This is a genomic window from Haloarcula sp. CGMCC 1.2071, from assembly GCF_037078445.1.
GTDB classification, from domain to species: Archaea; Halobacteriota; Halobacteria; order Halobacteriales; family Haloarculaceae; genus Haloarcula; species Haloarcula amylolytica.
Map to the genome: position 1 here is coordinate 1 of NZ_JAYMGY010000010.1, position 13,351 is coordinate 13,351.

Sequence of the window (13,351 nt, forward strand, 5' to 3'; positions counted from 1 at the left end):
CCGACCCAAACACATCTAGCGGAATCATTCGTGTCGGGCACCGCTGACGCGGTGCCCTTGTCCTCTTCGACTCCACAGCCACCGCTCTGCAGTATCAACAATCTCCTACGCAAGAGCGATCTCAATAAGTTAGTTTAGCCACTATAGGGTCAGGATGAATCCGATAGCGCCTCCACAACCCACCGCTGATGGCAAGGCCGGATATTCCACGCCAATCGACACTATTAACAGAATGACACCCATAACCAGTTATGAAGCCAGAAATGAGTCGAACCGTCCGAACCTTCGAGGCCACAATCACGAACCAGCAACAGGTTCGTGACGACCTCAACCAACTCGGATGGGCCGCCTCAAAACTCTGGAACGTCGGTCGCTACCACGCACAAGAACAGTGGGACGAAACGGGCGAGATTCCCGATGACGGGGAACTCAAAGCCGAACTCAAAAGCCACGAACGCTACACGGACTTGCATTCTCAATCCAGTCAGCGCGTTCTCGAAGAACTCGCTGAAGCGTTCAACGGCTGGTTCGGCAAGCGTCGAAACGGCGACGACCGTGCCCGACCGCCCGGCTACCGCAAAAACGGAGACGCCCACCCACGTTCAACCGTGTCGTTCAAAGCGGCTGGCTTCAAGCACGACGCACAGTTCACCCGTGTCCGCCTCTCGAAAGGCCGCAACCTCAAAGAACACCGCTCGGACTTCATTCTGTGTGAGTACCAGACTCGCCCGGATGTTGACCTGACCGAGTGGGATATTCAACAGGTTCGCGCCGTCTACAAACGCGACGAGTGGCGGCTTCAATTCGTCTGTCGCACCACTATCGACCCGGAACCGCCGGGCGATGGAGTGGCAGGTGTTGACCTCGGGATTTGCAACTTCGCCGCTGTCTCGTTCGGCGGTGAATCGGTGTTGTATCCCGGTGGCGCACTCAAAGAAGACGAATACTACTTCACGAAGAAGAAAGCCAAGTGCGACGATTCTTCGTCCCGTGAGGCTACACGTCTTGACCGGACGCGTACTGCTCGTCGGACGCACTTCTTGCACGCACTCTCGAAAGCAATCGTAGAAGAGTGTGTGGAACGCAGTGTCGGTAAACTCGTTGTGGGCGACCTTGGCGGTATCCGAGAAGATGACGAGGACGGAGAATCTCGGAATTGGGGCGACCACGGGAATCTCGACTTGCACGGGTGGGCGTTCGACCGGTTCACGACGCTTCTCGACTACAAGGCGGAAGCCGAGGGCATCGACGTGGAGTTGGTGTCGGAACGCGATACGTCGAAGTCGTGTTCGGCGTGCGGTCACACAGACGAGAATCAGCGCGTTGAACGTGGACTGTACATGTGTGAGAAGTGCGATACGGTGGCGAACGCGGACGTGAACGGGGCGGAGAACATTCGGCAAAAGGTACTCCCGAGTCTCGCCACGGATGGCGGTGATAGGGATAACGGCTGGTTGGCACAGCCAGCGGTTCACCTGTTCGACCGTAGTGAGGGTGTTTTCGCTCCACGAGAACAGGTTGTTAACCGCGAACCCTAATATCCCAATTCAGCGGTGCGGTGCCGTGGGATTCCCGCGTCTTCAGGCGCGGGAGGATGTCAAGACACGGGAAGAAGCCGAGGAAAGTAACGCGAACCCGTGCCCTCGGTGCTTCCCTAAATCAAAATATGGACAAAAGTTTAACGTGACTGGCCTGGGCGGGGGGACGACTAAGTACGTTCCGAAAAGCTTGGATGGGGCGATAGAGGAGGAAGAAGGTTCAGGAGAGTAGTCTGTCCGATAGATACTCCGAGCAATCGACCGGGATTGCTTCCCATGCTGCTTGAATCGCCTGGTACCCAGTCCACCCTTCTCCATGAAGCATCTCACCGCAGGCCTGACAGAACTCTTCGACAGTACACTTGTCGGCATCGAGTAACAGATACAGTAAAAACGTGGGAGCAACGGCCTTTCCAGTCGTTTCTTCAGCGTCATCGAAGACACGATTGATTGACCGACGGCCGTGCTTATCCATCAAAATCGCAAATCGATACAAGTCGATGTTCTGTTCAATCTCTGTGCGTATTGACTTCTCTCCCGCATCTTCTCCATGCGGACGAGGAACGCATGGAACTACAGCAAACGATTCGTTCTCGTCATTAGCGAACGGCTCAAGTGCCTTTTTGCTCCCGTGATGGACCCATTGCTCCCTCGTCCCTTCGGGCGCATACTCAGAGTTCTCTCGAACGTGTCGTTCGAGTTCTTGGTAACAGACGTTGGTTGTCGTCAGATTCAGGGTCTCCATGAGACGAGACCAGAGATTGGTGTTTGCGGCAGCGATCAGTGCGTCAGTATCGACGATAATTGGATAACGTACTTCATTGTCCGCCATCGCTATTCTTGGAATACCCCAGTCGTATCAAGTTCTGAAGCTTCCTCAAAGGCATTCCGCTCGCGCTCAATCTCCTCTAAGCCATCATCGAGAAGAATCTCTGCAACGTCTTTAGAGATATCTCCCTGCTTGTACTGCTGGTGAAGAGTGATTTTCTCTTCGTCCGAAAGGGCTTCTCGAAGTTTCTCTCGGAGTCCCTGTCGGGCAAGCTCACTAATGTTTATTCCCCCGAGACGCATCTGGTCGACGACCTGCGTTGCTTCCTTCTCAGCTTCCCCTCGGAACTGGATTTTGTCGTTGTTCGTCGCCATCTTATCTACTCGTTCGTTCCCTACAGCAATAGATGTTGTGGCGTGCCATCCGTGTCATCACAAATCTACCACTGGACTACAGCCTGAAAAAAGAGATTCGTTGCTTCAAGGATCGGACCACGAACTACACTCGCCAAAACAGTGCCTGTGGTTAGCACACCCTGACTAATTTTAATACAATTGCCACGATAACCCGTAACTGACGCTCGATACAAATCTCGCAAACGGAGAATCCCGCAACATGGTCGATACTCGCTTCAAACCGCGGCGTGCTCGTTCTCGTTTAGCCGCGGGTCGCGTGTTCGGCGAGTACCTACAAGACCAGCGTACGGAGGGACCGGTCGAGAATCGTCGGGCCTGCGTCGCCATCGAATACGAGAGTGCGACGCACTCCGGCGATCTCCGGACACCCTCACCCGCATAACCCGGCTCCCACGCGGACTACCCGTCAGGGGCTGGGGAACACGGGAGTGCCGCCTGCTTTCGCCTAGTACTCGCTTGGCTCACAGCCGTACGCGAGTACGGGGGACGAGGCTCGCGGCAGTTTGGTCTGCGTTCGTTCCTGATTGTAGGACGAACGAGCGATTCTGTGCGTGCTGAACGCACCAAGAGTCGCTGGTACGCTTTCCCGCAGCGTTAGCTGCGGCTACGTCGAGCCCCGGAGTCTCCGTTGGCGAGGGACGCCGGACTTTGAATCCGGAGGTCGCCGGTTCGATTCCGGCCGGGGCGACATGCCGACGTGGTGTAATCCGGCGAGCATACGGTCCTGTCACGGCCGTGATCCGGGTTCAAACCCCGGCGTCGGCGTGGACGCGTGGACAAACCACGCGGGGATACCCATCGAGGTAGGCAGCCCATTGGTGCGACCATCTGGTCGTTCCCGCGGTGCTGGGCCCGGCAGGGTCTGTAACCTACATGGGCCGGTGCGGTATTCCCGGGAGATCCCGAAGCACGCCCCCGCGATGAGACGCGCGATCACGACCACTCGGTCGCGGTTGCGCAGTTGGAAAGTCGTACAGATAGATAATCAACTGCCGAACGCTCGGCAGTCCCGTGAGCCGATGGTCCAGCGGACGACGATCTGTGCCTTGGGTGCACAGGACCGAGGTTCGAATCCTCGTCGGCTCAGTGTGCCGCGACTGGGTATTGGGGAACCCAGCGGCCTGCTACGCCGTAGCCGTCTGCTATCGGCCTCCCGGTTCGAATCCGGGTCGCGGCGTTATGACAACGAATGTCTGCCCCGCCTGTGAGGAGGAAGCGTTCCGTCATGTCCCGCTCGGTGAAACAACGTCTATCGACACGATTGGAAGCGTGAAAATCTGCGTCACCGGCGACGGCGCGTACTTCCACGGAACGAGGTAACCGTCATCCATCCCTGCCGTGACTGGGTGCTGATGAACGCATTCGCCGCGAAAGTGAGGGTCAGAAGATGAGCGATGTACGTCTTCCGGCGTCCCGGTGAGCAACGCGAGGCGTTCTCGTCGGAGCAAGCTCCAACGGTGATGGTGAGACATGCGGATCGGCGACCGTGCTCGGTTTGAAACCGAGAGCCGCGAGGCTTCGGAGTTCGACTCTCCGTCTCACCGTTGGCGGGATTTCCCTAGCCCGGCCAAGGGACCGCATTGGAACCGCGGCGTCCGCGAGGACACGAGTGTTCAAATCACTCTCCCGCCGCTGCGTGCCGAAGTGATTCGCAGAGTCGTTGGCGATTTTCGAGTTGCGCCGCCATGCCAGAGTGGTCAAACGGGCACGGTTGAGAGCCGTGTGGTTAGTCCTTCCCAGGTTCGAATCCTGGTGGCGGCATCCGGCCATCGTGCCGGTAGACAATTCCCGCTCAAACGTTACGTCGCCGTACCCAAGTGGTCAACGGGAAGCGGCTCAGATCCGCTGGCGTAGGTCCTTCCGAGGTTCAAATCCTCGCGGCGACATTTCTCCCTGTGGTCTAGCGGCTACGATGCCTCCCTGTAGAGGAGGAGACGTACGTTCGAGTCGTGCCGGGGAGACTGCGGGACGGTGGAAGAGCCTGGCATTCACGCTCTCGCCGAGTTTTCACCGGAGATCCGGTGCGACGGTGAGAGCTCCTTCATCTCACTTGTAACGAGAACACGCAGGTTCGAATCCTGCCCGTCCCACTGGCCGATGACCCCTTCCAGGAGAGGCCAACCCGCTCCAGTGGAGTAGCGGCCAAACTCACGGCTCTCTCACGGCTGAACCCCCGGTTCGAATCCGGGCTGGAGCACTCTCCAACAGTCCGAGACTCCTCACTTCCGGCCGACTAGACTGAGGGACGGACAGCTGTGGAGAAATGAGAGATGCCTATGAGTGAGTTCCGAGTTGTGGTGCTGCGGGATAGGGTAATGGCAGTCCACGGGGCTCATATCCCCGAGGCCCAGGTTCGACTCCTGGTCCCGCAATGGAGGACAACAATGGGGCTATTCGATACAGTCGAACTCTACGACGACAGCCACCTGCCGGAGTACCCCGAAGGGATTACTCCTGCCGGGGACGTCGACTGGCAGACGAAAGGCATCGACCGACCGAGCATGACGACATACCGGATTACGGCGGATGGTCATCTCTTAGAAGAGGAGTGGCACACCGAAGACGTCCCGCCCGAGGACCGGCCATACGCGAACCGCGACGACGTTGAAGAGGGCGACTTCCTCTACATGGCCGGCTGTCTCAACCGAGTGCACGACGGCTGGATCGAGCGGAACGACTACCATGGCCGCTTCGAGATCACACACTCCTTCGAGGAACTCGACTCACGGGTCACGTACCAGGTGACGTTCACGCACGGCCAACTCGAAGGCTTCGAACGGCTGCGTTGACCCGTGCTCGTCCGCCGCAACTCGGACCCAAATTCTGCTACTAACAGCGCTCCCGGAGTCTCCGTTGGCGAGAGACGCCAGCCTTTCAAGCTGGAGGTCAGGGGTTCGATTCCCCTCGGGAGCACTCGGGACTAGCGGTGAGAAGCACTTCCTTCCGTTGTACCATCGAGGTGCAGACGTGGATCTGCGATGCTGTCACCGTTAGTCCTTCCAGCGTGTGGTCGTCGAGGCGGTGCGTTCCTTCAGCCCGCAAGGCACACCGGGAGTCATAGCCCGTCGCGCCGTCGGTTTCCCGACCACACGTGGCGATCGTCGAGTCGGAGCGTTGCTTCGCCAGGAACTCGCAGGTTCAAATCCTGTCGGTGGCCCCGTCCATCGAGAACATCTCGGACAAAGAGAGCACGAGGATGCTCTCGACACCGGTCCCGCTCCGACAGTGTTCCGGTCGCCGTGTCGCCAGTGGTCGTCGAACCGGAGTGATACTTCAATGGCACTCTACGGGTTCGAATCCCGTCTTTCGCTCCGGCAGTTCCCCGGCCACTCACCCGTTCCCGTAGCTCAGGCAGGACAGAGCACCGGCCTTCGAAGCCGGGTGTCGCACGTTCGAATCGTGCCGGAGACGTTCGCTGCTCGCAGCACGTGTGAGCAGCACCGGTATCGGAGTCGCCTGTTGCGGCTCCGAGTGATAGTATGGAATTCAACAAGCCAAAGCAAACGGTCGCAGAGGCGACGCGAACCACCAACTACGAGGGTGGAGAAGCGTTCGAGCCTGCCGACCCTCGACTCGCACTGTACAAGCGCACGATCAACCAGCTGCTGGAGGACTCGTTCTACGAAACCGATGACGAGCAACTAGCTGCTGTCGTCCGACGGTTCGACGCCGCGGCAGACGAGGACCCGGAGTTCGTCCTGAAGCTCGCCGCGTACGCGCGCCAGGAACTCTACCTGCGGGACATCCCACAGGTCCTGCTCGTACTGGCAGCCAACGACGAGCGATTCAAGGACGACTCCCCCGAATCGCTCATCCGCGAGTGGGCACCGTCGATCATCCAGCGAATGGACGAAACGGCGACCGCACTTGCAATCCACGATCAGTTGGTCGGCGGGACTGCCCCGTGGCCGCTTCGACGTGGCATCGAAGACGCACTCGTCTCGATAGCCGACGCCTACACGCTGGGCAAGTACGAACTGTCGCGGCGTGAGGTGACGCTGCACGACGTGTTCAACCGCGTCCACCCCACGCCCATCGACACCGACCAAGAGGTGCTGTTCGAGCGATTCATGCGCGGCGACCTCGACGACTATCCGGACGTCGAACCGTTGCCGTCGCCCAACACCTGGGAGACGGTCATTTCCGAACGTGGCAACACCCGAGACGCGTGGGAGACGCTCATCGAGGGCGAGGAGTACTCGCTGCCGATCTTCGCGTCGATCCGGAACCTCCGGAACATGCTCGAAGCCGGCGTTGACGAGGACACCATCGTGGAACACCTCGACCTAGAGGCGGTGCGGCACGCGCCGCTGTACCCGTTCCGGTACTACCAGGCGTACACCGCGCTTCAGAATGCGGACGTCCAGGCACCGGCGGTCGAGCGGTGGCTGGAGAAAGCGATCGACGTCGCTGTCGAGACGGTGCCCGACGGACTCGGAGATACATTCGTCGCCGTGGACCTCTCAGGGTCGATGGACATGGCGCTGTCCAAGAACAGCACGCTCAGGCTGAAGGAGATCGGTGCGTTGTTCGGTGCGATCCTGGCCGACCAAGGTGCCGAAGTCGGCGGGTTCGGTGACGACTTCCAGACCGTTCCGATGCACGTCGACACACCAGTACTGCAGCGCCAAGATGCGGTGCTGGCCATCGACGAGGATGTCGGGAACTCGACGAACGGCTGGAAGGCACTGGAGTATCTCCGCGACCGGGGAGAGCCCGTTGAGCGAGTCGTCGTCTTCACCGACATGCAGATCTGGGACAGCACGCCATTCACGGCGTGCGATACCCAGACGGTCAAGGACGCGTTCGATGCGTATCGGGACGTGGTCTCCACGGACACCTCGCTGTATCTCGTCGATCTCGCATCCTACGGCGACCTCGTGACCCCCGAAGGCTACGAGAACGTCTACAACGTCTCCGGGTGGTCGGAGAACGTCCTCTCGTTCATCGAACACGCCGAGAATCCGAAGCAGGTCATCGATGAAATCGAGGCCTTCGAGCCTGCATAGTGCGGTCTTCTTATCTTCTTTGTTGAGCGCGAGTAGTGTAGTTCGGTATCACGCGGTCGTGCCGCGACCGAGACGGGCGTTCGAATCGTCCCCCGCGCATTCGGAGCGCAGCTCGTGGATCATACAGCCCGAGCGACGCTCATCAACAGAGGAGACACTATGGCAATCACCAGTGACAACGACCCCGAACCGACGACGACTGCTGTCGTCACGATTCGCATCCCATGTAGCGCAGACAGCGATATCGTCACCGACGCCGAAGAGCGCCTCTCGCGGGCCGAAGGTATCGATGCCGTCACGATTGACAAGCTGCGCAGTCTCGACCCGAAGCTTTCGGCCACGGTCGTCACCGTCGGTATCACGCTACGGTGGACCACGGCGATGACCGATGCAGAAGTGAGATGCCGGCTTGCCGATGTTCCCGGTCTTGAATCGATTGAGCGGATCAGATGAAACGTCATGAACACGCCACTCCCGACGATTTATGCGGATGTCTCTCTGTATGACCGACATGGAACACGCGGTTGACCGCGGGGAGAAGAAGAAACTCCGTAGGGAGTATCCCAGCGGGTGGCTCTACCTTACACAGCACGACGCCATCCCAATCCTCGTAGATGCGTTGCTCGACCTTCCACCAAACTTCGAGTTCAACAAAACTGAACTCGCAGAGCACGCCGGCGTCACACGCCAAACTGTTGGCAGCTACACCGATCTTCTACTGGAGGTCGAACTTATCGAAGAGGTTCCGAATACGTCTCCGCGTCGGTACCGGGTCGCAGATAGCGATGTCATCAGAGAACTCTTCGAGTTGAACGGCGCGCTCAACAACGTCGGCGACGAGTAGCAGTTGGAACGACATCGAAGACGAACATGAACGATTCAAACGCGCCTGAACACCTCAACGCGAAGGACGAAGGCGACCGTGAGCAGCGCATCAAGGGCATCAAGCGCTGGATCGAATACTTCGAGTTCGATGCTGATTCTGAGTAGCGGATTGCTCGCAGTACCCCCTGAATAGAGAGTTTTTGACGCGGGTCCTGAACGAACTGGGTTGGCAAACAATAACATACTCAGGACGGGGATAGATTTTAGAAGAGATGTCGCTTTGTCGACGGCATGTTTCGACGCTCCTTCCTCGGTGCTCTCTCGACAGCCTCGGCACTCCCCGTAATCCCCGACCGACTTGATCCAACCCATCCGCCGGGTCTCCCGCCAGAGGGCAGCCTTATGTTTTGGTATCATTTCTATTCCGCAATCGAACGCGACCGACCGATGAGTACTGATCGGGCACGACGTATGACAGTGGATGAACTTGCTCTCGACACTCTTGATGATGACGAGGCTGTTCAGTTGTTGGAGCTAGCAAACGACGGCGTGTATGGGAAACACGATATGCCTGAACAGTGGCAGGGAGTTTTCGACGAACTGAGACAGGTCACAACTCCACAATGAATTCCCACGCAACCGGATCGAAACCGATACCGACGAGACCGAAGTTCATCCCCGTCATCAGCACGAACGCAGCGTAACCCGCAATACCCCTCGTGAGACGCGGCCAGTGAGATGAACTACCAGATGCTTCAATATGACTTGACACGATCGTGTTCAGATCCGAAATTAATGGAATCTCACGTTCCACGAGTGACGGATCGCCGTGAGACTCTTGCGGTGCTCCCTTATAACCCTCCAGGTGCTTCTGTAATTCGGTTCGGCGCTGTTTCCGGGCTTCCTCTTTCGTCCTGAGATCGTAGTGCTTGTTCAGTACCTTCCGGGACACGTCCGCACGCTCACAGATCGTGTCTTTCGGCACGCCTTGCTTAAGCTGGTGACAGATCCCACCTCGACGCACCGGATGAGGAGACACGTTGGACGGACATTGGCTGAAGAGGTTGTTATCGTTCCTTGCTTCGCAGAGCTCGGGATCCATGTCGTGGGGACACGACGCTCCGTGCCGACACGGTTGCGTGATTCGGTACAAATCCCTCCGGAGCGTCGATTCCGACACGCGACCGTACTTGGTCGTAAACAAAGGTCGTCGTCCGTACTCGTCTTCGACCTCGATTCGGCTGGGATGATTCGGGTCATCAGTTCCGTCGATGTACGTGTCCAAGATATCACACACCCAGTCTGGGAGATTGATTTCCCGTTCTCCTCCTTCGCCTTCGACATCACTTTCGCCGTTCTTCAGTGGCGTCCCCTCTTCCGGACTGTGTTCGAGTTCGATATAGCCTTCCGTCCGGTGATAGTCATCGAGATCGAGCGAGCGAACACCGCCAAGTCGGGTGAGTACTGTCCACATTAGAATGAACTCGGCGAACTCGCGGGTGACGTACTCGACCTGGGAATGGTACTCGATAATCCGATCTGCGGTCTCTGGTTCGAGCCGCGTGTAAGAGACAATGTCCGACGGGTCGAGATCGGGCATCTCAATTTCATCGGCCAAGCCCGGCTCAACGATCTCGATCGTTGCGCACCAACGTATGAACACCCGGATGTTCGCTAACTGTCCGTGTAACGTGGCTAATCCGACGTTGTCATCCCTCTTTCTCCATTGCTTGAACCCTTCGAGATCCCGTGAAGAAAGTTCGGAGAGGTCGTCGAGTCCTGCGTACTCGCAGTATTCGAGGAATCTCGTCAGATCGTACGAGTAGTCCCTGTACGTCGATCTCGACCACTCGTCAGTGTGGACCGCCAGAAAATACTCCACCACACTAACCGGGTGCTCGCTCGTGAGTTCGAGCTCCCCGTTACCGACGATCGTATCGCCAGTTCTCAGATGGTCCGGTAGGTCGTCGATTCTCCCCGCCAACTTTTCGGGTACGTTGGGAAGGTGTTCGGTGTCTATGTCGTCACTCATATTCGAAGCACCGAACTGAAAGATTGTTGCTGTTTTAAAGGCTTGGCATAGAGGGAGTCTCCAACCGCATGCTATGTTGATGTCCGGGAGTATATGACGTGAGTTTCTCGTCGGTTATCGAGGTCGGAACCCCAGTTAGAGACGTACTGACGGTAGAATTTGGGAGAAGAAGTGATATCGGATTTCCCTGAATGAGATCTCATGAGGAAGTAATCCCCGGAGTTCGTCTGTTCAGATCTTCTTCGTGCCGCAACCGACTCCGGGATGGGATTTTCGAGGAATCGTTGCAAACGCTGATTCTGGCGCGCGCACGGCGCTACTCAGCTTCAATGGTTGATTGTCAACTTCTAGCACAATCTTTTTATCACTCCGAGTCGTTTCGGCTAATCAGAATCCCGTACGGAGGCGACCCCCGTGCAGAGCGTGCATGGGATAACACGTTGGTTCGACGGAGTTCGTTCCCCAATGGACGCCGAATCAGAAGCGTTCAGAGGATGAACGTGCCGTTCTGTGGCGGCTAAGATCCGTTCAGAAAGTAAGTGGGCCAACGCGGATTTGAACCGCGAACCTCCCGGTTATCAGCCGAGCGCTCAACCTGATTGAGCTATTGGCCCGACGCATTCATCTGTACCCGAGGGGTATTGAAAAGGGTAACGTTTCGCGGGCGGTTGGGGATGTGAAACCGCGTCAGGGCTTCAGTTTTCGTCGTTGTCTTCGAAGTCGACGTCGGTGGCGTCGTTTGGGTCGAAGGAGGTGCCGGAACCGGAACCAGAGCCCGGACCGGGGCCGCCCTCCGGACCGGTCGGACCGGGTCCAGCGGGGCCGCCTTCGTCGTCGGGGAAGCCACCGATGTACACCTGCCCGCTGGCGAAACCGCCGGTCTTGGCGTCGATGTAGGGCCGGACGACCCAGCGGCGTGTGGCGGCACGGACGGGGTAGCGGGTGAACGGCACCGCAAGCAGAAGGCCGACGAAGTCCGTAACCAGGCCGGGCGTGAGGAAGAACGCGCCGGCGGCGATGAGAAGGCCGCCGTCGATGAGTTCGTCGGTGGGGAGTTCGCCGACGGCGAGCCGCTGTTGGATCTTCCGAAGCGTCGCACGGCCTTCGGCGCGGACCAGCAGCATGCCGACGAGCGCCGTCAGGACGACGAGCGCGATGAGAACAAGCGGTGGAACAGGAAATAGAACTCCTGTTGCAAGTGCCACCAGCAACACGATGTCGAACAGCGGGATGAGCAGCAACAGCCCGATGACCCGGAGCATACTACTGCTTGCAGGCCCGCCCCCAAACGCCTTTCGAGAGCGGGACCCGGCTGTCGGCCACCGGGGTAGCGGGTCAGCGGTCCCGTAGTCGGACCTCGATGGGCTCTGTGGGGCTCAGCGTAATCTGCATCGCCAGCGACAGCGGCAGTTCGGTGACCGGTTCGACAGCGTACTGCTGGGCGATGGTCGCCAGCGCGAGTTTGGCCTCCATCCGGGCGAAGCGCATGCCGATGCAATGGCGCGGGCCACCGCCGAAGGGGTAATACGCGTAGTCCGGGAGAGACGCTTCGAGGTCGTCGTTCCATCGCTCGGGACGGAACGCGTCAGGTGCGTCGTACCATCGTTCGTCCCGGTGGACGAGCCACTGCGGGAGGGTGAGCTGTGCGTCCGTCGAGAGTTCGTACCCGCCGAGCGTCACCGGCTCCGTCGGCTGGCGAAACACCGTGAACGCGGGCGGGTACAGCCGCAGGACCTCGTTCAGCACGGCATCGAGATACGGCAGTTCGAACAGGTCATCGGGCGTCGGCCGGCTGTTCCCCAGCGTCGCGTCAAGTTCCTCGTGCAGGCGCTGCTGGCACTCGGGGTTGTTCGCCAGCAGGAACCAGGCGTACGTGAGCGTCAGCGCCGTCGTGTCGTGGCCGGCGACGAGGAAGGTCAAGAGCTGGTGACCCAGTCGCTCGCGGTCCATCGTCTCGTCGTCGAGCGAAAGCAGCAGGGAGAGCACGTCGTCGCGCGCCTCGCGGGCGCTCTCGTTCTCGCGCTGGCGGGCAGCGATAACGTCGTCGAGCGTCGACTGGAACTCGGCCAGCGAGCGATTGACGGCGCGGTTCGTTCCCGTCGGGACCCACAGCGGGACGTACGCCGACAGCGACCGCGGGTCCAGTCGCTTGCGAAGCGCGTCGAGTAGCGGCTCCAGCGCGTCAGCGGTGGTCTCGATGTCCACGTCTAACAGCGTCTTGCCGAGAATGTTCAGCGTCAGCGACTGCATGTGCGGGAGCACGTCGATGCGCTGGCCGTCGCTCCAGCCCGCCGCCGTCCGGTCAGCGAACTCAGTCATCGTGTCGCCGTAGGCGGCGATGCGCTCCCGGTAAAACGCCGGTTGGAGCGCCGTCCGCTGGCGCTGCCACTCCTCGCCCTCCAGCAAGAACAGTCCCTCGCCGATGAACTGTCCGAGGGTGTCCTGAAGGAGTCGCCCCTTCTCGTAGGCGTCAGCATCGGTTACCAGCACCTGCTCGACGAGGTCTGGATGGCAGACGAAACAGCCCGTCGTCCCGGCAACGTTGTACCCCACTACGTCGGCCTCGTGGCCACCAGCGCGGTCGTAGAACCCCAGCGGGTCACGCAACATCGCGGCGGTGTTGTCGACGAACGGGACACGGCCGAGACGGGGCGGCCGGTCGCCCGGCGTGACCGGCTCCGGTGGTTCGGGAATCGCCTGCTGGGTATCCATCGCCGACGTTTGGGCCGCCCCGCCAATCGGTCTTTCGCCGGGAGTGAGAG

The 13,351-nt window shown here is 59.2% G+C and carries 12 protein-coding genes and 15 tRNA genes; 21 read left to right on the forward strand and 6 right to left on the reverse strand.

All coding sequences use genetic code 11. The features are described from left to right. The first annotated feature begins 263 nt into the window (after positions 1–263). Entirely contained in the window at positions 264–1,538 is a 1,275-nt protein-coding gene (locus tag VI234_RS16060) for an RNA-guided endonuclease InsQ/TnpB family protein (RefSeq protein WP_336330584.1), read from the forward strand. A 220-nt stretch (positions 1,539–1,758) separates the two neighbouring features. Here the strand turns inward: VI234_RS16060 and VI234_RS16065 are convergent, their stop codons facing one another. Next, positions 1,759–2,370, reverse strand: a complete 612-nt coding sequence (locus VI234_RS16065) for a hypothetical protein (RefSeq protein WP_336330585.1) — start codon at positions 2,368–2,370, stop codon at positions 1,759–1,761. A gap of 2 nt (positions 2,371–2,372) precedes the next feature. Continuing rightward, entirely contained in the window at positions 2,373–2,681 is a 309-nt protein-coding gene (locus tag VI234_RS16070; protein WP_179921138.1) for a hypothetical protein, read from the reverse strand. Positions 2,682–3,335: 654 nt separating this feature from the next. Here VI234_RS16070 and VI234_RS16075 point away from each other — a divergent pair. The 20 genes from VI234_RS16075 to VI234_RS16170 all read left to right on the forward strand — a co-directional run bounded on the left by VI234_RS16075 (position 3,336) and on the right by VI234_RS16170 (position 9,184). Beyond that, positions 3,336–3,411, forward strand: a tRNA-Gln gene (locus VI234_RS16075). Positions 3,412–3,414: 3 nt separating this feature from the next. Next, a tRNA-Asp gene (locus VI234_RS16080) sits at positions 3,415–3,488 on the forward strand. 248 nt (positions 3,489–3,736) lie between these two features. Beyond that, positions 3,737–3,809, forward strand: a tRNA-Pro gene (locus VI234_RS16085). Between the two features lie 4 nt (positions 3,810–3,813). Beyond that, positions 3,814–3,900: transfer RNA gene (locus tag VI234_RS16090), tRNA-Ser, on the forward strand. A gap of 2 nt (positions 3,901–3,902) precedes the next feature. Continuing rightward, the gene (locus tag VI234_RS16095) at positions 3,903–4,043 is read left to right on the forward strand and encodes a hypothetical protein (protein WP_336330586.1); all 141 of its coding nucleotides are present in this window, start codon (positions 3,903–3,905) and stop codon (positions 4,041–4,043) included. Between the two features lie 226 nt (positions 4,044–4,269). Next, positions 4,270–4,355, forward strand: a tRNA-Ser gene (locus VI234_RS16100). A 47-nt stretch (positions 4,356–4,402) separates the two neighbouring features. Next, positions 4,403–4,484 (forward strand) — tRNA-Leu (locus VI234_RS16105). A 42-nt stretch (positions 4,485–4,526) separates the two neighbouring features. Then, a tRNA-Leu gene (locus VI234_RS16110) sits at positions 4,527–4,609 on the forward strand. Between the two features lie 3 nt (positions 4,610–4,612). Continuing rightward, a tRNA-Tyr gene (locus VI234_RS16115) sits at positions 4,613–4,684 on the forward strand. 4 nt (positions 4,685–4,688) lie between these two features. After that, a tRNA-Thr gene (locus VI234_RS16120) sits at positions 4,689–4,813 on the forward strand. Between the two features lie 34 nt (positions 4,814–4,847). Further along, positions 4,848–4,920: transfer RNA gene (locus VI234_RS16125), tRNA-Glu, on the forward strand. 104 nt (positions 4,921–5,024) lie between these two features. Further along, a tRNA-Met gene (locus VI234_RS16130) sits at positions 5,025–5,095 on the forward strand. A gap of 12 nt (positions 5,096–5,107) precedes the next feature. Continuing rightward, the gene (locus tag VI234_RS16135) at positions 5,108–5,512 is read left to right on the forward strand and encodes a hypothetical protein (protein WP_336330587.1); all 405 of its coding nucleotides are present in this window, start codon (positions 5,108–5,110) and stop codon (positions 5,510–5,512) included. A 48-nt stretch (positions 5,513–5,560) separates the two neighbouring features. Then, positions 5,561–5,636 (forward strand) — tRNA-Glu (locus VI234_RS16140). Positions 5,637–6,058: 422 nt separating this feature from the next. After that, a tRNA-Arg gene (locus VI234_RS16145) sits at positions 6,059–6,135 on the forward strand. Between the two features lie 67 nt (positions 6,136–6,202). Then, on the forward strand, positions 6,203–7,732 hold the full coding sequence (locus VI234_RS16150; protein ID WP_336330588.1) for a TROVE domain-containing protein: 1,530 nt from the start codon (positions 6,203–6,205) through the stop codon (positions 7,730–7,732). A 26-nt stretch (positions 7,733–7,758) separates the two neighbouring features. Then, a tRNA-Gly gene (locus VI234_RS16155) sits at positions 7,759–7,831 on the forward strand. 60 nt (positions 7,832–7,891) lie between these two features. Continuing rightward, positions 7,892–8,185 carry a hypothetical protein gene (locus VI234_RS16160; protein ID WP_336330589.1) on the forward strand — a complete coding sequence of 98 codons (294 nt, stop codon included), beginning with the start codon at positions 7,892–7,894 and terminating at the stop codon, positions 8,183–8,185. A gap of 49 nt (positions 8,186–8,234) precedes the next feature. Then, a complete protein-coding gene (locus VI234_RS16165; RefSeq protein ID WP_336330590.1) occupies positions 8,235–8,576 on the forward strand; it encodes a hypothetical protein in 342 nt (113 codons plus the stop codon). A 452-nt stretch (positions 8,577–9,028) separates the two neighbouring features. Further along, the gene (locus VI234_RS16170) at positions 9,029–9,184 is read left to right on the forward strand and encodes a hypothetical protein (RefSeq protein ID WP_336330591.1); all 156 of its coding nucleotides are present in this window, start codon (positions 9,029–9,031) and stop codon (positions 9,182–9,184) included. On the opposite strand, the gene VI234_RS16175 is transcribed toward VI234_RS16170, so the two are convergent. The 4 genes from VI234_RS16175 to VI234_RS16190 all read right to left on the reverse strand — a co-directional run bounded on the left by VI234_RS16175 (position 9,168) and on the right by VI234_RS16190 (position 13,301). Further along, on the reverse strand, positions 9,168–10,589 hold the full coding sequence (locus VI234_RS16175) for a tyrosine-type recombinase/integrase (RefSeq protein ID WP_336330592.1): 1,422 nt from the start codon (positions 10,587–10,589) through the stop codon (positions 9,168–9,170). The genes VI234_RS16170 and VI234_RS16175 overlap by 17 nt on opposite strands. Before the next feature lie 540 nt (positions 10,590–11,129). Further along, positions 11,130–11,203, reverse strand: a tRNA-Ile gene (locus tag VI234_RS16180). An 81-nt stretch (positions 11,204–11,284) separates the two neighbouring features. After that, positions 11,285–11,851, reverse strand: coding sequence for an FxsA family protein (locus VI234_RS16185; protein WP_008310874.1), 567 nt, complete (start codon positions 11,849–11,851; stop codon positions 11,285–11,287). A 73-nt stretch (positions 11,852–11,924) separates the two neighbouring features. After that, the gene (locus tag VI234_RS16190; protein ID WP_336330593.1) at positions 11,925–13,301 is read right to left on the reverse strand and encodes a cytochrome P450; all 1,377 of its coding nucleotides are present in this window, start codon (positions 13,299–13,301) and stop codon (positions 11,925–11,927) included. Positions 13,302–13,351: the final 50 nt, after the last annotated feature.

Bases quoted from the DNA above. Each gene is read 5' to 3' on its own strand.
- VI234_RS16165 (WP_336330590.1), top strand. From the start codon at position 8,235: ATGACCGACATGGAACACGCGGTTGACCGCGGGGAGAAGAAGAAACTC.
- VI234_RS16070 (WP_179921138.1), bottom strand. From the start codon at position 2,681: ATGGCGACGAACAACGACAAAATCCAGTTCCGAGGGGAAGCTGAGAAG.
- VI234_RS16135 (WP_336330587.1), top strand. From the start codon at position 5,108: ATGGGGCTATTCGATACAGTCGAACTCTACGACGACAGCCACCTGCCG.
- VI234_RS16185 (WP_008310874.1), bottom strand. From the start codon at position 11,851: ATGCTCCGGGTCATCGGGCTGTTGCTGCTCATCCCGCTGTTCGACATC.
- VI234_RS16060 (WP_336330584.1), top strand. From the start codon at position 264: ATGAGTCGAACCGTCCGAACCTTCGAGGCCACAATCACGAACCAGCAA.
- VI234_RS16150 (WP_336330588.1), top strand. From the start codon at position 6,203: ATGGAATTCAACAAGCCAAAGCAAACGGTCGCAGAGGCGACGCGAACC.
- VI234_RS16170 (WP_336330591.1), top strand. From the start codon at position 9,029: ATGACAGTGGATGAACTTGCTCTCGACACTCTTGATGATGACGAGGCT.
- VI234_RS16065 (WP_336330585.1), bottom strand. From the start codon at position 2,370: ATGGCGGACAATGAAGTACGTTATCCAATTATCGTCGATACTGACGCA.
- VI234_RS16095 (WP_336330586.1), top strand. From the start codon at position 3,903: ATGACAACGAATGTCTGCCCCGCCTGTGAGGAGGAAGCGTTCCGTCAT.
- VI234_RS16190 (WP_336330593.1), bottom strand. From the start codon at position 13,301: ATGGATACCCAGCAGGCGATTCCCGAACCACCGGAGCCGGTCACGCCG.
- VI234_RS16160 (WP_336330589.1), top strand. From the start codon at position 7,892: ATGGCAATCACCAGTGACAACGACCCCGAACCGACGACGACTGCTGTC.
- VI234_RS16175 (WP_336330592.1), bottom strand. From the start codon at position 10,589: ATGAGTGACGACATAGACACCGAACACCTTCCCAACGTACCCGAAAAG.